The sequence below is a fragment of the Kitasatospora sp. NPDC058965 genome, from assembly GCF_042741245.1.
GTDB lineage: Bacteria > Actinomycetota > Actinomycetes > Streptomycetales > Streptomycetaceae > Kitasatospora.
Window position 1 is genome coordinate 1 of sequence record NZ_JBHYKG010000018.1, and the last position, 19,365, is coordinate 19,365.

Below are 19,365 nucleotides of genomic sequence, written 5' to 3' on the forward strand. Positions count from 1 at the left end.
CGGCGGGGCCCCCCGGGGACGGCGCCCCCGGGGCGCCCCGCCGCCCACTACCGGCCCCGCGCTCAGCGGCGCCCGGCCGGCTCCGCCTCCACCGCGGCGGCGGAACCCGCGACCACGTGGCTCGCGTCGTGGTCGGCCAGCCCCTGGTGCCCCGGCCACCAGGCCTTGCGGCCCAGCAGCGCGGTCAGCGCCGGGGTGAAGAACATCGCCATCACGAAGGCCGAGACGGCGATGCCGAAGGCCACCGAGAAGCCGATCTCGCTGAACAGCGTGTTCCCGGCGAAGCACATGGTGGCGAAGGTCGCCGCCAGGATGCCGCCGGCCGCCGCGACGGTCGGACCGCCGTGCCGCAGCGCCATGCTGGCCGCCGCGCGCGGGCTGCGGCCCTCCTGGGCCTCCTCCCGCAGTCGGGCGATCATCAGGATGTTGTAGTCGGTGCCGATCGCGACCACGAACAGGTAGATGAACATCGGCAGCATGAACATCAGGCCGGGCTCACCCTTCATGTTCTGGAACACGAGGGTGGTGGCGCCGACGGTGGCGCCGAAGCCGAGGCCGACCGCCGCCATCAGGTACCACGGGGCCACCACGCTGCGCAGCAGCAGGCCGAGGATCAGCATGATCAGCAGCGCGGCGATCGGGAAGACCAGCGAGTAGTCGTGCGCCATCGCGGTGTCGATGTCCTTGTAGATGGCGCTCTGGCCACCCACGTAGACCTGGCTGCCCTGCGGCGCCTGGGCGTGCGCGACGGTGCGCAGCTTGCCCACGGTGTCGATCGCCCGGTTCGAGGCCGGGTCGTCCTTGAGCATCACCGTGAAGTTGGCGGTGGTGCCGTCACTGCTGAGCTTGGGCTGCGGCACCACCTGGCCGACGCCGGGGACCTGGCCCAGCGCCGCGACGTAGGCCGGGAAGCCCGCCTTGTCCAGCGCGGCACCGTCGGCGGAGCTGACGTACACGCTGGTCGGCGAGGCGGCGCCGGCCGAGAAGGCGCTCGTCATGGTGGTCTGGACGACCATCGACTCCTTGGTCTTCGGCATGGAGCTCGAGGCCAGGTCGAAGGTGCCCTTGTAACCGGTGGCACCCAGCGCCAGGGCCACCAGGATCAGGCCGGAGACCGCGGCCACCAGGCCCGGCCGGCGCTGCACGGTGGCGCCGAACCTCGCGAAGGTCGCGCCGGTCGGCTCCAGCCGCCACTTGGTGCGCGGCGTCGGCTGCTTGCGCAGGACCACCTTGCGGAACGCGTAGACGAGGCCCTTCTCCCAGAACAGCACCCGCTCCGGGATCTTCGAGAGCACGGCCGGGACCAGGGTGACCGAGGCCAGCGCCGTGACGGCGACCGCGATGGCCAGCGAGGGGCCCATCGCCTTGAACATGCCGAGGCTGGACAGGACCAGGACGCTGAAGGCCACGATGACGGCGCCGGCGGCCGAGGAGATCGCCTCGCCGACCCGGCCGACCGCGTTGACCATGGCCGTCTGGCGGTCCTCACCGGCTCGCAGCCGCTCGCGGTAGCGGAAGATCAGGAAGAGGAAGTAGTCGGTGCCGACACCGAAGAGCACCACGATCAGGATCGCCTGGACCGAGGAGTCCGCCTGCAGGCCGAAGAGCTTGCTGGCGTCCGCGATCAGCCCGTTCGCCACCATGGAGAAGACGCCGATCAGGGCCACCGGCAGGAACGCGATCAGCGGGCTGCGGAAGATCAGGAAGAGCGTCAGCAGGATGATGACGACGGTGCCGACGCCGATCAGCGCGTTGGCCAGCTTCGAGGAGTCCTGCTGGTCGAGGTTCTGCGCGGCCTGCCCGCCGACCTGCACCTTGAGGTTGGTGCCCTGGGTCAGCGTCTTGCCGTCGTCGCGCAGCTTCTTGGCGGTGTCGGCGGTCTCGGGGCCCTGCTTCGGCGCGCTCTTGTCGAAGCCGATCAGGGACAGCCCGTACTTGCCGTCCTTGGAGATGTGCTGCGCGTCGACCGGCTGGATCTGGTCGACGTACTTGATGTGCTCGGCGGTGAGCCCGTCGGTGACCTTCTGGATCGCCGCCTTGTCGGCGTCGGTGAACTGGCCGCCGTCGGTGCGCTCGAAGAGCAGCATCGCGCTGGGGGTGAAGTTCTCCGGGAAGGCCTTCTGCTGCACGTCCATCGCACGGATGGACTCGTAGCTCTTCGGCAGGAAGGCGCTCTCGTCCGTCTGTGCCGTCAGGGTCGGCGCCGTGGCGACGATGGCGATCGCGGCGATCACCCAGCCGGCGATCACCCACCACGCCCTCTTGACAACGAATTGTCCGATTCGGTGGAACATGCTCGTTTTGCCTCCTGGCATGGTTCACCGCAGCCCTAGGGGGACGGGACGCTGGGCGACGGCTGACGGCTTCGGCCGAGGGCCTTAGCCGGTCGGCAGGTAAGTAAAAGTGTCGGAGGGAGCATCATACGAGAACTTACTGGCCGACCGGCAAGTGACCTCCACGGCCGCTCCGCCGGGGTCGCGAAGACCCGCGCGACGATCCCCTAAGGGGCCTTCCTACTGCCCTGAACCATCCTGACCTGCCGAGGGGCGCAGGAGCCTCGTCCCCCGGGTGGAGATCTCTCCGCCTCAGGGTGGATCCGACCCGGTACCCAAGGTGGAGCCCACGGTAGGGATAACCCCACCCCGCACCTGGGGGCAGACCCAGGGTGCACTCACCCGCTGGCCGGATTACTCGTCAACTGCGCTTTTCCTAGGCTCTTTTACGAGCCCGGGGCGCAGCACCGGGCCGCCGCCGACCACCGCGACCCGCACCGTCGCGTCCTCAGGGGGAGACTTCCCGTGCCATCCACTCCAGGGTCACCGAAGCTTGGCCTGGCCGCCACGATGGGCGCCTGGAGCGCCCGCCACCGCAAGACCGCCGTCTTCGGCTGGCTCCTCTTCGTCGTCCTCGCCGTCTTCCTAGGCGGCGCCGCCGGCAGCCACCAGATCACCGACTCCGAGCAGCAACCCGGCGAGGTCTCCCGGGCCGCGACCATCCTCGACCAGGCCGGGATCAAGACCCCGGCCGGCGAGACCGTCCTGGTCCAGAGCGGCACCCTCACCGCCGACGACCCCGCCTTCCAGCAGGCGGTGACCCAGGTGGTGGCCGCGATCAACGGCACCGGCCAGGCCGCCGACGTCCGCTCGCCCTACGACACCAAGGCGATCTCCGCCGACCGGCACTCCGCCCTGGTCCAGTTCAACCTGCCCGGCGCCAAGGACGACGCCACCACCAAGGTCACCAAGACCCTGGACGCGGTCGCCGGGGTGCAGAAGGCCAACCCCTCCCTGACCGTCGAGGAGTTCGGCGAGGCCACCGCCGGCAAGTGGATCCAGGACCAGTTCAAGAACGACTTCGCCAGCGCCGAGTGGACCGCCGTCCCGCTCGCCCTGGGCATCCTGCTGATCGCCTTCGGCGCCGTGGTCGCCGCCGTGCTGCCGGTAGGTCTGGCGCTCACCGCGTTCATGGCGGCCGGTGGCCTGGTCGCACTGAGCAGCTCCTTCCTGCACACCAGCAACGACGCCAGCTCGGTGATGCTGCTGGTGGGCCTGGCGGTCGGCGTCGACTACTGCCTCTTCTACCTGCGCCGCGAGCGCGAGGAGCGGGCTGCCGGACGGGACGCCGCCACCGCGCTCCAGCTGGCCGCCGCCACCTCCGGCCGGGCGGTGCTGGTCTCCGGGGTCACCGTGGTGGTCGCCATGGCCGGCATGTTCCTCACCGGGATCGCCGACTTCCAGGCGATGAGCTACGCCACCATCGTCGTGGTGGTCACCGCGGTGCTCGGCTCGCTCACCGTGCTGCCCGCGCTGCTGTCGATGCTCGGCGACCGGGTGGACAAGGGCCGGGTGCCGTTCCTGCACAAGCTCAAGGCCAAGGACCCCGCCGCCGGCAGCCGGGTCTGGAACGCCGTGCTCACCCCGGTGCTGCGCCGCCCGCTGGCGGCCACCGTGCTGGCCGGCGGCCTGCTGCTGGCGCTGTCCGCCCCGCTGCTCACCATGCACACCGCCAACCTGACCTTCAACCAGACCCTGCCCAAGGGCAACGCGCTGGTGCAGACCTCGGAGCGGATCGAGGCCGCGTTCCCCGGCAGCCCCGCCCCCGCGGTCGTGGTGGTCAGGACCGGCGACCTCGGCTCCCCCGCGATGAAGCAGGCGATCACCGACTTCCAGACCCGGGCACTGGCCACCGGCCGGATGCACGGCCCGATCGAGGTCACCCCCTACCCGCAGGCCAACGTCGCCACCATCGCCGTCCCGCTCAACGGCAGCGGCAACGACGCCACCAGCGTGGCCGCACTCGACGCGCTGCGCCACGACGTGATCCCGAACACCCTGCTCAAGGTCCCCGGCACCGAGGCGCCGGTGACCGGCAACACGGCCGGCTCGCACGACTTCAACGCGAAGATGACCTCCAGCATGCTGCCGGTCTTCGCCTTCGTGGTGGTCTTCGCCTTCGTCCTGATGCTCGCCTCGTTCCGCTCGCTGGGCATCGCGGCCACCGCGGTGGTGCTCAACCTGCTCTCGGTGGGCGCGGCCTACGGCGTGCTGACCCTGGTCTTCCAGCACGGGGTGGGCGCCTCGCTGCTGGGCACCGCCGGGGTGGGCGCGGTGGAGTCCTGGGTGCCGCTCTTCCTCTTCGTGATCCTCTTCGGCCTGAGCATGGACTACCACGTGTTCGTGGTCTCCCGGATCAAGGAGGCGCACGACCGGGGCCTGCCCACCCGGGCCGCGGTGGCCCACGGGATCCGCTCCACCGCCGGGGTGGTGACCAGCGCGGCGATCATCATGGTGGCGGTCTTCGCGGTCTTCGGCACCCTGTCGATGCAGTCCATGAAGCAGATGGGCGTGGGCCTGGCGGTCGCGGTGCTGATCGACGCCACGATCATCCGCGGCGTGCTGCTGCCCTCGGCGATGAGCCTGCTGGGCGAGCGCAACTGGTACCTGCCGCGCTGGCTGAACTGGCTGCCGAGGCTGGAGCACGAGGTGCCGGTGCCGCCGATCACCCCGGCGGCCACCGAGCCGACCGCGACCGACCTCCCGCTGGCCGGCCCGCGCCACCGCCGGGTCGAGGCCTGACCCCGGCCCCGGTCGCCGGGGCCCGCTGACACGGCGTCACGTCCGTACCGGCCGTCCCCCGGATTCCCGGGGGGCGGCCGGTACGTTCGTCGGCATGCAGATCTTCGACGAGGCGAGGGCGCGGCAGCTGCTCGCCCTGGCCTGTGCCCGCGCCGCGCTGCCCGAGCCCGCCCGTGCCCGGCTGCTGGCGCTGGGCGAGAACGCGGTCTTCGACCTCGCCGACCCGGCCCTGGTGGTCAAGGTCGGCCGCGACCCGGCGCTGGCCGACCGCGCGTCCCGCGAACTGCGGGTGGCCCGCTGGCTGGACGCCTCCGGCATCCCGGTGGTCCGCCCGGCCGACGGGGTGACCGACCAGCCCGACTCCGCCCTGGTGCTGGCCCAGGGGCACCCGGTCAGCTTCTGGCACCGCCTCGCGCCGCCCGTGCGCCCGGCCACCGCCCGCGACCTCGGCCCGCTGCTGCGCGCCCTGCACCTGCTGCCCGCCCCGCCGACCGCGCTGCCCGCCCGCGACCTGCTGGCCCCGGTGCCGCGCTGGCTGCGGGCCGCCGAGGGCCACCTGGACCCGGCCGACGCCGACTACCTGCGGCGGCTGGCGGCCGAGCAGTCCGCGGCCGTCGCCGCCCTGGTGCCGGTGCTGCCTCCCGGGGTGATCCACGGCGACGCACTGCCGCGCAACGTCCACCTCGGCCCGCACGGCCCGATCCTGCTGGACCTGGAGACGGTGGCGGACGACCTGCGCGAGCACGACCTGGTGGTGCTGGCGCTCTCCCACCACCGCTACGGGGTGCCGGAGGAGGAGTACCGGGCCTTCGTCCGCGGCTACGGCTGGGACGTGCGCGAGTGGGCCGGCTGGGCGGTGCTGCGCGCGGCCCGGGAGACCGCGGCCACCGCCTGGGTCGCCCAGCAGGTGCCGGGCAGCGCGGCGGCGCTGGCCGAGTTCCGGCGCCGGGTGGCCGACCTGCGCGAACCGGGCCGGCCGGGCCGGTGGCACGCACTCTGACCCGGGCTCCTGAGAGCCGGGTGAGAAAGGTCTCAAGATACTTTCATCGTTTCGGAACTGTCGGCCGAACGGCCATCGTCGTAGGGAGCAGCCGCGACCACTCCGGGCGGCTGGTACCACGTGAGGAGCTGCCGCATGTCGACTGCCGGCAACCGCCGCACCCTGCGCCGCGCCGTCGCCGGCTGCGCGGCCGTGCTCTCGCTGGCCCTCGCCTGCGCCTGCGGCGCCGCCCAGGGCGCCCAGCCCACGGCACAGGCCGGCGCCGGCACGACGGCCGGCAGCAGCGCGAGCACCGGTTCGAGCACCGACCCGGGACACGGCCCGAGCAGCAGTCCCAGCAGCGGTCCGAGCAGTAGTCCGAGCAGTAGTCCGAGCAGCAGCGGCACCCACCCCGGTCCGCCCGCACCGAGCCGCGGTCCGACGACCGCCGGCACCCCCGCGCCGGGCCCGAGCCGCACCCCGTCCTCCCCCGCCACCACGGCGGCGGCCCCGATCCCGGCCCCCGACCAGCCCGGCACCTCGATCGTCTACTCCACCGCGGCCGGACCGGCCGACGGCAGGACCGTGGCGCTCACCTTCGACGACGGCCCGGGCCCGGCGACCGGTCAGATCCTCGACCTGCTGGCGCAGTACGGCGCCAAGGCCACCTTCTGCGAGATCGGCCCGCAGGCCGCCGCCAACCCGGCGCTGGTGCAGCGGATCCTGGCCGACGGCCACCGCCTGTGCGACCACACCGTGCACCACCCGCAGCCGATGCACACGCTGCCGCACGACCGGCAGGTCTACGAGGTCACCGCGGCCAAGGACATGATCGTGCAGGCCGGCGGCCCGGGCACCCAGGTCAGCTGGTTCCGCGCGCCCGGCGGTGACTTCAGTGCCGACAACCGGCAGATCGCCGTGCAGGACGGGATGCGCCCGCTGGGCTGGACCGTGGACACCCGCGACTGGTCCCGGCCCGGCGCGGACCGGATCCTGGCCACCGCCAAGCAGGAGCTGCACCCCGGCGGCATCATCCTGATGCACGACGGCGGCGGCGACCGCAGCCAGACCGTGGCCGCGCTCGCGCAGCTGCTGCCCTGGCTGGTGCAGCAGGGCTACACCTTCGCCTTCCCCGCGGTCTGAGCCCGGGCCGGACCCGGTCCGCCCCGGCGGGGCGTCCGTCTGACGGCGGGTCAGGCCGCGGCGAACGGGATCACCGGCCAGGCCGGCGTCACCTCGGCCCCCGGGTCGTAGGTGCGGCGCAGGTACCGCTCGAAGGAGGCCGCCTGCTCGGCCGCGGCCCGCACCTGCAGCTCGTGCAGCTCGGCCGGCGAGACCGCGCCGGCCAGCGGGAAGAGCTCGCCCAGCCGGCGCGCCACCCCGGCGGCGGCCACCGCGTCCGCCGCGGCCTCGTGCGCGTGGTCCAGCGGCACCCCGTAGTGCTCGCAGAGCGCCCGCAGGTTGCGCTTGCCCTTGCGGTAGCGGTCCAGGTTCTTGTCCAGCACCAGCGGGTCGATCACCGGCGAGGGCACCCCGCCCAGCCGCGCCGACAGCGGACTGACGCCGTGTCGGCGGCACTCGCGGTCCAGCAGCGACAGGTCGTACCGGGCGTTCATGATCACCAGTGGGACGCCGGCGGCCAGCGTGCCGGCCACCGCCGCGGTGATCTCGGCCACCCCCGCGGCGGCCGGGGCGCCCTGGGCCCGGGCCTGCTCGGTGGAGATGCCGTGGATCGCGGCGGCCGCCTCGGGTATCGCCACCCCCGGGTCCAGCAGCCAGCCGCGGCTGCGCGGCGCGGCGCCCGGGTGGTCGATCACGACCAGGGCGGCCGTGACGATCCGGTCCCGCTCGACGTCCGTCCCGGTGGTCTCCAGGTCGAACGCCGCCAGCGGTCCGCTGGCCCAGCTCGCCTCACTCATCACCGGCGCCTTCCGTTCGCAGCTCGCTCGGTCGGGACCCATCATCGCGGCTGCCTGTGACAACGCCGCCCCCGGGCCCCCGACCAGGGCCCCGGAGCGGCGTGCTACCGGCCGGCCGCACCGGCCCGACGCGGCCTCAGGCGGCGGCGAACAGCGAGCGGCCGAGCCAGTCGTTCGCGTCCCGCACGCCCGGCAGCACGAAGAAGTAGCCGCCGCCGGTCGGCGAGATGTAGTCCACCAGCGGCTCGTCGATGAGCCGGGTCTGGGTGGCCTCGAACTGCCGGGTGACGTCCTGCTGGTAGCAGCAGAAGGCCAGGCCCATGTCCAGGTTGCCGACCTTGTCGACGCCCCGGTCGTAGTTGTAGCCGCGGCGCAGGATCCGCGAGTCGTCGGTCTTGGCGTCGCGCGGGTTGGCCAGCCGGATGTGCGCGTCCAGCGGGATCGCCTTGCCGTCCGGGTCCTTGGCGTAGTCCGGCGCGTCGTTCTCGTTGGCGCCGTCCAGCGGGGCCCCGGTGTCCTTGCGGCGGCCGAACATCTTCTCCTGCTCGGCCAGCGAGACCCGGTCCCAGAACTCCACCAGCATCCGGATGATCCGGATCACCTGGTAGCTGCCGCCGGTGGCCCAGGCCGGCTCGCCCGCCCCGTCCTTGACCCAGACCAGCCGGTCCATCTCCCGGCCGGACTTGACGTCGGGGTTGACGATGCCGTCCTTGAAGCCGAGCAGGTTGCGCTGCGCGCCGGCCGGGCGCGGGGCGCTCTGGAAGCCGTCGATGCGCCACTTGACCTGCATCGCGCCGCGGGTGTGCCGGGCGATGTCGCGCAGCGCGTGCAGCACGGTGTCCTGGCTGTTGGCGCAGATCTGCAGCGACAGGTCGCCGTGCAGCTCGTCGGCCTGCAGGTTGTCGTTGGGGAAGGTCTTCATCGGGCCGAGCTTGACCGGCTTGGCCTTGGCCAGCCCGTAGCGCTCGTCGAAGAGCGAGGCCCCGACGCCGACCGTCACGGTCAGGTTGTCGCTGGGCACGGTCGGGCCGAGGATCCCGTTGTCGGCCGGCGGGGCGCCCACGCCCAGGTCCGGCGGGGTGCCGCCGGCGGTGAGGAACCGGATCCGCTCGGTCAGCGTGTGGAAGAGCTGCTCCAGCGCCGGGCGGTCGGGGGCGATCACGTCGAAGGAGACGAACATCGCGGACATCTGCTGCGGGGTCAGGATCCCGGCCTGGTGCTCGCCGTGGAACGGGACCACCGCGTCGGCGCCCTTCGCGTCCGCCGCGGCGGCCGGCTGCGGGCCGCCGCCGAGGGCGAAGGCACCGCCGGCCAGCGCGGCGCCGGCCGCACCGACCCCGAGGGCGGTGCCGAGGAAGCTGCGCCGGGCGGGCGCGGCCGGGCAGCCGGCCGCCTCGGCCGCGGCGGCCGCCGCCCGGTGCGGGAAGGGGCAGGAGCCGGCGGCGGCGTCGCGCGTCACGGGAGTGGTGTTCTCGGTCATCAGGCGGACTTCCGGATCTCAAGCAGGTCGGGGATCGGGGCGAGGTCTTCCAGCAGCTGCCCGGTGGTGCCGTTGAGCTGCATCCGGGTCCTGGCGTCCAGCTGCTGCACCGGGGTCCAGCTGCCGTCCGCCCGGTGGGCGGCCGCGAGCAGGTCGCCCAGGCGCTTCATCCCGGCGTTCACGGTGGCCAGCAGCTCGGGGCTGCGCTGCTCGATCAGCGGCTGGAGCACCGTCAGCAGCTCGCGGGTGCCGGCCGTGTTGGCCTGCGCGGTGGCCAGGTTGGTGCCGCTGCCCTCGTCGGTGTCGCCGGTGAGCTCGAACTGGAGGGTGTTCTCCAGGATCTCGTGGGTGCGCAGCGGCAGGTCGGTCGGGTCGAAGTCCTGGCCGGGGAACTTCTGCACCAGGTCGGCCACGTCGGCGGTCAGCTGGTCGGCGGCCGGGGTCAGGTCGGCGGCGCCCTGACCGTGCCACAGGCCGTACTCGACCCGGTGGAACCCGGTGAAGTCCTTGTCGGCGACGCCGTCCGGCAGGCCGTCGGCCCGGCCGTTGATCTTCTTGTCCAGGTCGGCGAAGGTGCCGTAGGCGGCGCCCAGCGAGGAGTACTTGAGGTGGGCGGTGAGCCAGTCGGCCCGGGCCGCGGCCAGGTCGCCGCCGTGCACGTCGGCCTGCAGCTTCTGGGTCAGCGTCAGCAGCTCGGCCAGGCCGCCGTTCACGTACGCCTTGTACTGGTCGAGCGGGCCCTTCAGGTCGTCCTCGGAGACCGGGAGCACCGCCTTGACCGCCTGCCCGCCGCTGACGTGCACGCTGGCCGAGGTGACCGCGTCGCCGCCGGTGGGCACGCAGCGCCAGGCCAGGTCGCCGCTGCCGATGGTGGCGGTGAGCGGGCGGGTGGTGCCGGGGGCCAGGCCCTCGATCTCGCCGTAGACCGCGTTGGTGGCCGGGTTGACCAGGTACACCTCGGAGGTCTTGCTGCCGGCGTTGTGCATCTGGAAGGTCTGCCGGCCCGGCTGCGGGGTGTTGAAGCCCTTGCCGCAGTCGGCCTGGGCGTCCGAGACCGTGACGGTGCCGGCGGCGGCCCGCTTGCCGTCGCTCACCGCGATCACCGCGGTGGCCAGCACCGCCGGGACGGCGACCAGGGCGGCGGGCAGCAGCCAGCGGTTGCGGCGCGGCGCGGCGCCGACGGCCTCCTCGGCCGCGGTGCCCTCCTCGGCGCCCTCGGCCGCCGCGACCTCGGCGGCCGGGGCCGGCTTCGGCGCCGCGACCCGCAGGCCCCGCACGAACAGGGTCATCACCACGGCCAGGTAGCCGACGTAGCCCACCACCTGCAGCCAGGTCATGGTGACGGTCAGGTTGAACACGCCCTGCACCAGCGTCGCGTACCAGGAGCCGGCGTCCAGCGACCCGCTCAGGTCGAAGGCGTAGGTGTGCGCCCCGGGCAGCACGCCGCCCTCCTGCAGGTCGCGCAGCCCGTAGCTGAGCACCCCGGCGGCGATCACGACCAGCACGATGCCGGTGGCGGTGAAGAACTTCGTCAGGTTGATCCTCAGCACCCGGCGGTACAGGCCCCAGCAGAGCCCGGAGGCCAGCACCAGGCCGACCGCGGCGCCGATCGCCGGACCGGTGGCCTCACCCGCCGAGCGGGCGGTGGTCCACAGGAAGAGCGAGGTCTCCAGGCCCTCCCGACCCACCGCCAGGAAGCTGGTGACGACCAGCATCCCGCTGCCCATGGCCAGCGCCGCGGTGACCTTCTCCCGGATCTCCGAGGAGAGGTGGCGGGCCGAGCGGCGCATCCAGAAGACCATGCCGGTGACGAAGGCCACCGCGATCACGCTGAGCGTGCCGCCGAAGGCCTCCTGCGCGGTGCCGGACAGGTTCGCGGCGGTGAAGGTGAGCACGGCGCCGAAGCTGAGCGCCAGCGCGATCGCGGCCAGCACCCCCGTCCAGACCTGCGGGAGCCGGCCCTTCTGGTCCGAGCGGACCAGGGTGGCGACCAGGATCGAGACGATGAGTCCGGCCTCCAGGCCCTCCCTGAGCCCGATCAGAAAGCTTGGAAAAGCGTCGTCCCACATGGGTGCTGAACTCCCCTAGGCGTGCGTGATCGCTAGCGCGATCGCGCTTAGCTTAGGCATACCTTACCTAGGGCCGGAAAACGCCGTCCACGGGGGGTCGGTCACAAGTTAGCCAAGCCTTAGCTAACCCCAGAGGATGTGTCAGCTGACGGACCGCGAATCGGCCCAGACCCCCTCGAACTCCTCGCGGTAGACCTCCAGCAGACCCGGCTCGCCGTCCTCCGGACCGATCGGCGCGGCCCGCAGCACCAGCGCCGGGGACTCGATCCCGCGTGCCCGGCGCAGGTAGGGCTGCACCACCCCGAGGTCGCCGGTGCGCCGGCGGGAGCCCGGCAGCCGGGCCCCCTCGACCAGGTAGGCGGTGAACCGCGGGGTCTCGTCGAAGACCCGGATCTCGAAGCCGCCCTGGTCGCGCAGCCGGGCCCGGACCCGGCGCACGTGCATGATGTTCATCTCGATCGAGCGGGACAGCTCGCCGCGCCCCAGCCCCAGCTCGCGCTCGCGCCGACGGACCGCGCTGCTGGCCGGGTTGAGGAAGAGCAGCCGGACCCGGCAGCCCTCGGTCGCCAGCCGCACCAGCCGCTTGCCGGTGAAGTTCTGGCAGAGCATGCCCAGCCCGATGCCGAGCGCGTCCAGCCGGCGGGCCCCCTCCAGCAGGTCCTCGACCGGCAGGTCGCGCTGCAGCCGGACCCGGTCGGCGTGCACCGCGGCCACGTCCGCGTACCGGCCGGCCACCAGCTCCTCGATGACGTCGGCGGGCAGGCCGACGGCCTGGGCCGGACGGCCGTCCAGCAGGCCGAGCACCCGGGCGGCGGCCCGCTCGGTCTGCGCCAGCACGGTGGCCGACAGGCTCCGGTTGCGGGAGACCACGTGCCGGGCGACCTCCAGCTCGTCGAGCGCCAGCTCGATCTCCCGGCGGTCGTCCAGGTACGGCTCGAAGCAGGGCCAGTGCTGCACCATCAGTTCGCGCAGCTGGGGCAGGGTCAGGAAGACCAGCGGGTCGTCGTCGTCCGGGTCCAGCAGGTACCCCTTGCGCCGGCTCACCTCGCGCACCGCGGCGGCCCGGCGCACCCACTCCTCGCCGACCGGGCCGGCCGCCGCCGTCACCCAGTCCGCGCCGTGCGCGGGGGCGTAGACCGGTCGCAGCAGTTCGTCCAGCAGGGAGCGCAGGCGCTGCTCGACCAGGTTGAGCCAGACGTAGGCCCGCCCGGTGAGCCGGACCCGCTGGTAGGCCTGCTGCCACTGCTCGGGGCTCCAGCCGGGGGTGCCCGGGTCGCCGCCGGACTGGGCCGGGATCAGCCGGCCGCCGCCGGGCGGGCCGAGCACCACGGTGGGCGCTTCGGTGCGGGCCGCCGGGCCGGACCCCTGGGGCCACTCGTCGGCGGGGCCGCCACCGACAAAGATGCCCATCCGCTACCTCACCTCTCGGCCGCCCCTCCCCGAACGGAGGCGACGTGACGATCAAGGGTACTGCCTGACCACAACGGAAGTCAGAAGTGTTCCACTGGACACCCGTTCGGGCGAATGCGGCCCGATTGGGCATCAGATCGGCGGGGAAGCGGCAACGATGCCACTTGACAGAGTGTCGACCGGCAGTGCGCCGCGCGTCACCACGAGGCCCGGATCAGACATGCTCCGCGTCTCTCCGGGCATACCGCAGCCAGCGGTGCGCCAACGTTTCCCCGAAGGAGCATCAGCTCCTCGCGACACCAGGGAAGTTGAGGCTATATGCAGGTCTGGCCAGGGCAGCCGTACCCGTTGGGTGCCACCTACGACGGGGTGGGCACCAACTTCGCGGTGTTCTCCGAGAGCGCCGACCGGATCGAGCTGTGCCTGCTCGGACCGGACGGCGTCGAACGCGCGGTCGAGCTGCGCGAGACCGACGCGTTCGTCCGCCACGCCTACCTGCCGGGCATCCAGCCAGGTCAGCGGTACGGCTTCCGGGTGCACGGCCCGTACGATCCGGCGCGCGGCCAGCGCCACAACAGCGCCAAGCTGCTGCTGGACCCCTACGCCAAGGCGATGAGCGGCACCATCGACTGGGACGAGTCGGTGTACGGCTACCACTTCGGCGCGCCCGAGCGCCGGAACGACCTCGACTCCGGCCCGCACACCATGCACTCGGTGGTCATCAACCCGTACTTCGACTGGGGCAACGACCGGCCGCCGCGCACCGACTACCACCGGTCGGTGATCTACGAGGCGCACGTCAAGGGCCTCACCCGGCGCCACCCGGGCATCCCGGAGGAGATCCGCGGCACCTACGCGGCGCTCGCCCACCCGGCGCTGATCGAGCACCTGGCCAAGCTCGGCATCACCGCGATCGAGCTGATGCCGGTGCACCAGTTCGTCCGCGACCACCGGCTGCGCGACCTGGGGCTGTCGAACTACTGGGGCTACAACACCGTCGGCTTCTTCGCCCCGCACGGCTCCTTCTCCTCGGTCGGCGACCGCGGGCAGCAGGTGCAGGAGTTCAAGTCCATGGTGAAGGCGCTGCACGCGGCCGGGATCGAGGTGATCCTGGACGTGGTCTACAACCACACCGCCGAGGGCAACCACCTGGGCCCCACGCTCTCCATGCGCGGGCTGGACAACGCCTCGTACTACCGGCTGGCGGCCGACCGGCGATACTACATGGACACCACCGGCACCGGCAACAGCCTGCTGATGCGCTCCCCGCACGTGCTGCAGCTGATCATGGACTCGCTGCGCTACTGGGTCACCGAGATGCACGTGGACGGCTTCCGGTTCGACCTGGCGGCCACCCTGGCCCGCCAGTTCCACGAGGTGGACCGGCTGTCCTCGTTCTTCGACCTGGTCCAGCAGGACCCGGTGGTCTCCCAGGCCAAGCTGATCGCCGAGCCGTGGGACGTCGGCGAGGGCGGCTACCAGGTGGGCAACTTCCCGCCGCTGTGGACGGAGTGGAACGGCAAGTACCGCGACACCGTGCGCGACCTGTGGCGCGGCGAGAACGCCACGCTGGCCGAGTTCGGCTCCCGGCTGACCGGCTCCTCCGACCTCTACCAGCACGACGGCCGGCGCCCGATCGCCTCGATCAACTTCGTCACCTGCCACGACGGCTTCACCCTGCGCGACCTGGTCTCCTACAACGACAAGCACAACGAGGCCAACGGCGAGCAGAGCCGCGACGGCGAGTCCTTCAACCGCTCCTGGAACTGCGGCACCGAGGGCCCCACCCGGGACCCGGAGGTGCTCGCCCTGCGCCGCCGCCAGCAGCGCAACTTCATCGCCACCCTGCTGCTCTCCCAGGGCGTGCCGATGCTCTCCCACGGGGACGAGCTGGGCCGCACCCAGCTGGGCAACAACAACGCCTACTGCCAGGACAACGAGCTCTCCTGGCTGGACTGGGCCGGCGGCGACGCCGACCTGCTGGAGTTCACCCAGGGCATGGTCTGGCTGCGGCGCAACCACCCGGTCTTCCGCCGCCGCCGCTTCTTCCGCGGCCGCCCGGTGGCCACCGCCCAGGACGAGCTGACCGACATCGCCTGGTTCACCCCGGCCGGCGGGGAGATGACCGAGCAGGACTGGAGCACCAGTTACGCGAAGTCGCTGACGGTCTTCCTGAACGGCGCGGCCATCTCCGAGCCGGACCGGCGCGGCGGGCGGATCACCGACGACTCCTTCCTGCTGATGTTCAACGCGCACTACGAGACGTTGCAGTTCACCGTCCCCAAGGACCACGGCGAGCAGTGGCAGGTGGTGGTCGACACCACGCTTGCGACACTCCCGACCCCGGGGACCGGACAGCGGGTCAAGGAGGGGGACGGGATCTGGCTCGCCGACCGCGCTCTGCTGGTGCTCCAGCGGCCCGCGTGAGCCGGCGGGCGAAGGTGCAGAAGCCACAGTCCTGCGCCGTCCGATCGAATCGGGTCGTAGTGGCCCGGCCGACCGGGTAGGCATGGCATGTGATCTCTCCACCTACGGCGAGCTACCGGCTGCAACTCCAGCCCTCGTTCACGCTCGCAGACGCCGAAGCCGCCGTCCCGTACCTGGCCGGACTCGGGGTGTCCCACCTGCACCTGTCCCCGCTGCTGGAGGCGACGCCGGGCTCGACCCACGGGTACGACACCGTCGACCACACCAGGATCAGCGAACAGCTGGGCGGCGAGCGGGCCTTGCGCTCGCTCGCCGCCACCGCCCAGCGGCACGGGCTGCGCCTGCTCGCCGACGTGGTGCCCAACCACATGGCGGTGCCGGTCCCCGAACGGCTCAACACCCCGCTCTGGGACGTGCTCCGGCACGGCCGCCACTCGCGCTACGCGCACTGGTTCGACATCGACTGGGCCGCCCAGGGCGGGCGGATCCTGCTCCCGGTGCTGGGCGACCGACTCGGCGCCGTGCTGGACCAGTTGAAGGTCGACCAGGACACCCTGCGGTACTACGACCACGTCTTCCCGCTCCGCCCGGGCACCGAGCACCTGCCGCTGCCGGAGCTGTTGACCCGTCAGCACTACCGGCTGGCCTGGTGGCGGCTGGCCGACACCGAGCTCAACTACCGCCGCTTCTTCACCATCAACGACCTGATCGCGCTGCGGGTGGAGGACCCGGAGGTGTTCCGGGCCACCCACGGGGTGCTGCTGCGGCTGCACGCCGAGGGGGTGCTCGACGGGTTCCGGGTGGACCACCCGGACGGCCTGGCCGACCCGCGCGGCTACCTGCGCTGCCTGGCCGAGGCGAGCGGTGACGCCTACGTGGTGGTGGAGAAGATCCTGGCCGGCCTGGAACGGCTGCCCGCCGACTGGCCGTGCGCCGGCACCACCGGGTACGACGCCCTGCGCCACATCGGCGCGGTGCTCACCGACGGCGCCGGGGTGCACCGGCTCACCGAGCTCTACGGCGAGTACACCGGGACGGACACCACCGCCACCGAGGCGGCCCGGCAGGGCCGGGCCGAGATGACCGCCCCGCACGGCGAGCTGGCCGCCGAGCTGAACCGGCTGGTCCGGATCGCCGAGCGGATCGGCGCCGAGGAGCCGGAGCTGGCCGACCACGAGCCGCAGGCGGTGCGCGCCGCGCTCTGCGACCTCTTCACCCACTACACGGTCTACCGGCCCTACCCCTTCCCGGCCGAGCGGACCATAGTGACCCCGGAGTCGACCCGGCAGTTCGTCGAACTGCTCACCCAGGGCCACCTGGGCGCCAGCCGCGCCAAGGACGAGTTCCGCACCCGGTTCGCCCAGACCGCCTCGGCGGTGGCCGCCAAGGGCGTGGAGGACACCGCCTTCTACCGCTGGCACCCGCTGCTGAGCGTCAACGAGGTGGGTGGCGACCCGGCCCACCCGGGCATCTCGGTGGTGGACTTCCACTGCTGGTGCGAGTCGATGCAGCGGGACTGGCCGCTGACCATGACCGCGCTCTCCACCCACGACACCAAGCGCAGCGCGGACGCCCGGGCCCGGCTGGCGGTGCTGGCCGAGCTGCCGGAGCTGTGGGCGGCCGAGTGCACCGCCTGGTCCGAGCGGGCCGGCGGCCTGCCGGACCGCAACGCCGAGTGGCTGCTCTGGCAGACCCTGGTGGCGGCCTGGCCGATCGAGCCGGAGCGGCTGGTCGGGGTGCTGCTGAAGTCGGTGCGCGAGGCGAAGCTGGCCACCAACTGGACCTCCCCCGACCAGGTCTACGAGGCGCAGCTGGCCGACTACGCCCGTGCGGTCCTGGCCGATGCCGAGCTGCACCGGCGGATCGAACGGTTCGTCGCCTTCCTGGAGCCGTTCGCGCAGTCCAACAGCCTGGCCGCCACCCTGCTGCACCTGACCATGCCCGGGGTGCCGGACCTCTACCAGGGCGGCGAGAAGCCGCTGTACACGCTGGTCGACCCGGACAACCGGGCGCCGGTGGACTTCGCCGTGCCGGAGTCCGGGCTCGCGCCGTTCGCCCGCCGCAAGCTCGACCTGACCCGCACCGCGCTGCGCCTGCCGCGCCCGCTCGGCGAGTACCAGCAGCTGCCCGCCGAGGAGCACCTGGTGGCGTTCCGGCGCGGCCCCGACCTGGCCGTCGCGGTGACCAGACTGCCCTACGCCCTCGCCCGGCGCGGCACCCCGGCCACCCTCGACCTGCCGGGCCGCTGGCGCGACCTGCTGACCGGCCGTCAGTTCACCGGTGTGGTGGACACGGTCGCCCTACTGCTCCGGGAGGACGGATGACGTACGAGGTCTGGGCACCGCACGCGCGCGAGCTCGTCGAGGTCGAGGTGGACGGGGTGCGCCACCCGCTGACCGCCGGGGCCGGCGGCTGGTGGCGCGGCGAGGCCCCCGCCGGGCAGGACTACGCCTTCCGGCTGGACAGCGGGCCGCCGCTGCCCGATCCGCGCTCGGCCCGGCAGCCGCACGGTCCCGACGGCGCGAGCCGGCTGGTCGACCATGCCGCCTTCCGCTGGTCCGAGACCGGCTGGAGCGGCCGCGCGCTGCCGGGCTCGGTGGTCTACGAGCTGCACGTGGGCACCTTCACCCCGGCCGGCACCTTCGAGGGGGCGATCGAGCGCCTGGACCACCTGGTCGAGCTCGGCGTCGACTTCGTCGAGCTGCTGCCGGTCTGCCCGTTCCCCGGCCGGCACGGCTGGGGCTACGACGGCGTCTCGCTGTGGGCGGTGCACGAGCCCTACGGCGGCCCCGACGGGCTCAAGCGCTTCGTGGACGCGGCGCACCGCAAGGGCCTGGGCGTGATCCTGGACGTGGTGCACAACCACCTGGGCCCCGCCGGCAACTACCTGCCGCAGTTCGGCCCCTACTTCACCGACCGGCACCACACCCCGTGGGGCTCGGCGGTGAACCTGGACGCGCCCGGCTCGGACGAGGTGCGCGCCTACCTGATCGGCAGCGCGCTGGCCTGGCTGCGCGACTACCGGATCGACGGCCTGCGGCTGGACGCGGTGCACGCGCTGGCGGACGACCGGGCCGTGCACGTCCTGGAGGAGCTCAGCCGGTCGGTGGCCTCCCTGGCCGCCGCCACCGGCCGCCCGCTCTTCCTGATCGGCGAGTCGGACCTGAACAACCCCCGCCACACCGATCCGGTGCAGGCCGGCGGCTACGGACTGACCGCGCAGTGGAGCGACGACTTCCACCACGCGCTGCACGCCGCCGTCACCGGCGAGGCACAGGGGTACTACGCGGACTTCGGGGCCGACCCGACCGCCGCGCTGGCCCGCACGCTGACCCGGGGCTGGTTCCACGACGGCACCTGGTCCTCGTTCCGCGGCCGCCACCACGGCCGCCCGTTCCCGCCGGTGCCGGCGCACCGGCTGCTCGGCTACGCCCAGACCCACGACCAGGTCGGCAACCGGGCGATCGGCGACCGGCTCACCCTGGAGCAGCTGGCGCTGACCGCGCCGCTGGTGCTCACCTCGCCGTTCACCCCGATGCTCTTCATGGGCGAGGAGTGGGGCGCGTCCACGCCTTGGCAGTACTTCACCGACCACACCGACCCCGGCCTGGCGGAGGCGGTCCGCCAGGGGCGGCGCCGCGAGTTCGCCGCCTACGGCTGGACGGCCGAGGAGGTGCCCGACCCGCAGGCGCCGGCCACCGTGCTCGCCTCCACGCTGGACTGGACCGAGCCGCGGTCCGGCCGGCACGCCGAGCTGCTGGCCTGGTACCGCACCTTGATCCGGCTGCGGCGCGAGCACCCGGAGCTGACCGACGGCGACCTGGGCGCGGTCCGGGTGGACGCCGGCCCGTCCGAGGTCACCGTGCACCGCGGGCGGTTCCGGATCACGGTGAACTTCGCCGACAAGCCCACCGAGCTGCCACCGGGCCGGCCGGTGGCGCACTGGGGCGTGCTGACGGCCCGGGAGCTGGGCGCGCGGTCCTGCGCCGTCATGACGGACTGACGG

At 72.9% G+C, this 19,365-nt stretch carries 11 protein-coding genes; 6 read left to right on the top strand and 5 right to left on the bottom strand.

The annotated features are described in order from the left end of the window. Positions 1 to 62: 62 nt before the first annotated feature. Entirely contained in the window at positions 63 to 2,294 is a 2,232-nt protein-coding gene (locus ACFW1A_RS05465; RefSeq protein WP_380404558.1) for an MMPL family transporter, read from the bottom strand. Between the two features lie 549 nt (positions 2,295 to 2,843). On the opposite strand from ACFW1A_RS05465, the gene ACFW1A_RS05470 reads away from it, so the two are divergent. From ACFW1A_RS05470 to ACFW1A_RS05480, 3 genes are all read left to right on the top strand, one after another. Further along, positions 2,844 to 5,075, top strand: coding sequence for an MMPL family transporter (locus ACFW1A_RS05470; RefSeq protein ID WP_380404664.1), 2,232 nt, complete (start codon positions 2,844 to 2,846; stop codon positions 5,073 to 5,075). A gap of 94 nt (positions 5,076 to 5,169) precedes the next feature. Then, complete coding sequence (locus ACFW1A_RS05475; RefSeq protein WP_380404561.1) at positions 5,170 to 6,075, top strand: phosphotransferase enzyme family protein; 906 nt, start codon at positions 5,170 to 5,172, stop codon at positions 6,073 to 6,075. A 135-nt stretch (positions 6,076 to 6,210) separates the two neighbouring features. Next, a complete protein-coding gene (locus tag ACFW1A_RS05480; protein ID WP_380404566.1) occupies positions 6,211 to 7,197 on the top strand; it encodes a polysaccharide deacetylase family protein in 987 nt (328 codons plus the stop codon). A 50-nt stretch (positions 7,198 to 7,247) separates the two neighbouring features. On the opposite strand, the gene ACFW1A_RS05485 is transcribed toward ACFW1A_RS05480, so the two are convergent. The 4 genes from ACFW1A_RS05485 to ACFW1A_RS05500 all read right to left on the bottom strand — a co-directional run bounded on the left by ACFW1A_RS05485 (position 7,248) and on the right by ACFW1A_RS05500 (position 12,932). After that, entirely contained in the window at positions 7,248 to 7,973 is a 726-nt protein-coding gene (locus ACFW1A_RS05485) for an exonuclease domain-containing protein (protein WP_380404569.1), read from the bottom strand. A gap of 136 nt (positions 7,974 to 8,109) precedes the next feature. Then, the gene (gene efeB, locus ACFW1A_RS05490) at positions 8,110 to 9,453 is read right to left on the bottom strand and encodes an iron uptake transporter deferrochelatase/peroxidase subunit (RefSeq protein ID WP_380404572.1); all 1,344 of its coding nucleotides are present in this window, start codon (positions 9,451 to 9,453) and stop codon (positions 8,110 to 8,112) included. Then, positions 9,453 to 11,522 (bottom strand): iron uptake transporter permease EfeU, encoded by a 2,070-nt coding sequence (efeU, locus tag ACFW1A_RS05495; RefSeq protein WP_380404575.1) that lies wholly within the window; start codon positions 11,520 to 11,522, stop codon positions 9,453 to 9,455. Before efeU ends, efeB begins: the two co-directional genes overlap by 1 nt. A gap of 141 nt (positions 11,523 to 11,663) precedes the next feature. After that, complete coding sequence (locus tag ACFW1A_RS05500; RefSeq protein WP_380404578.1) at positions 11,664 to 12,932, bottom strand: SAV2148 family HEPN domain-containing protein; 1,269 nt, start codon at positions 12,930 to 12,932, stop codon at positions 11,664 to 11,666. A gap of 318 nt (positions 12,933 to 13,250) precedes the next feature. On the opposite strand from ACFW1A_RS05500, the gene glgX reads away from it, so the two are divergent. The 3 genes from glgX to treZ all read left to right on the top strand — a co-directional run bounded on the left by glgX (position 13,251) and on the right by treZ (position 19,362). After that, positions 13,251 to 15,359: a glycogen debranching protein GlgX gene (gene glgX / locus ACFW1A_RS05505; RefSeq protein ID WP_380404581.1), complete on the top strand. Its 2,109-nt coding sequence runs from the start codon at positions 13,251 to 13,253 to the stop codon at positions 15,357 to 15,359. Positions 15,360 to 15,448: 89 nt separating this feature from the next. Further along, a complete protein-coding gene (gene treY / locus ACFW1A_RS05510) occupies positions 15,449 to 17,683 on the top strand; it encodes a malto-oligosyltrehalose synthase (RefSeq protein WP_380404584.1) in 2,235 nt (744 codons plus the stop codon). After that, a complete protein-coding gene (gene treZ / locus ACFW1A_RS05515; RefSeq protein WP_380404587.1) occupies positions 17,680 to 19,362 on the top strand; it encodes a malto-oligosyltrehalose trehalohydrolase in 1,683 nt (560 codons plus the stop codon). The genes treY and treZ overlap by 4 nt, the downstream gene beginning before the upstream one ends. The last annotated feature ends 3 nt before the right edge of the window (positions 19,363 to 19,365 follow it).

What these genes read in the sequence shown, in the direction of transcription:
- ACFW1A_RS05465 (WP_380404558.1), bottom strand. Translation starts at nt 2,294, where the DNA reads ATGTTCCACCGAATCGGACAATTCGTTGTCAAGAGGGCGTGGTGGGTG.
- ACFW1A_RS05470 (WP_380404664.1), top strand. Translation starts at nt 2,844, where the DNA reads ATGGGCGCCTGGAGCGCCCGCCACCGCAAGACCGCCGTCTTCGGCTGG.
- ACFW1A_RS05475 (WP_380404561.1), top strand. Translation starts at nt 5,170, where the DNA reads ATGCAGATCTTCGACGAGGCGAGGGCGCGGCAGCTGCTCGCCCTGGCC.
- ACFW1A_RS05480 (WP_380404566.1), top strand. Translation starts at nt 6,211, where the DNA reads ATGTCGACTGCCGGCAACCGCCGCACCCTGCGCCGCGCCGTCGCCGGC.
- ACFW1A_RS05485 (WP_380404569.1), bottom strand. Translation starts at nt 7,973, where the DNA reads ATGAGTGAGGCGAGCTGGGCCAGCGGACCGCTGGCGGCGTTCGACCTG.
- efeB (WP_380404572.1), bottom strand. Translation starts at nt 9,453, where the DNA reads ATGACCGAGAACACCACTCCCGTGACGCGCGACGCCGCCGCCGGCTCC.
- efeU (WP_380404575.1), bottom strand. Translation starts at nt 11,522, where the DNA reads ATGTGGGACGACGCTTTTCCAAGCTTTCTGATCGGGCTCAGGGAGGGC.
- ACFW1A_RS05500 (WP_380404578.1), bottom strand. Translation starts at nt 12,932, where the DNA reads ATGGGCATCTTTGTCGGTGGCGGCCCCGCCGACGAGTGGCCCCAGGGG.
- glgX (WP_380404581.1), top strand. Translation starts at nt 13,251, where the DNA reads ATGCAGGTCTGGCCAGGGCAGCCGTACCCGTTGGGTGCCACCTACGAC.
- treZ (WP_380404587.1), top strand. Translation starts at nt 17,680, where the DNA reads ATGACGTACGAGGTCTGGGCACCGCACGCGCGCGAGCTCGTCGAGGTC.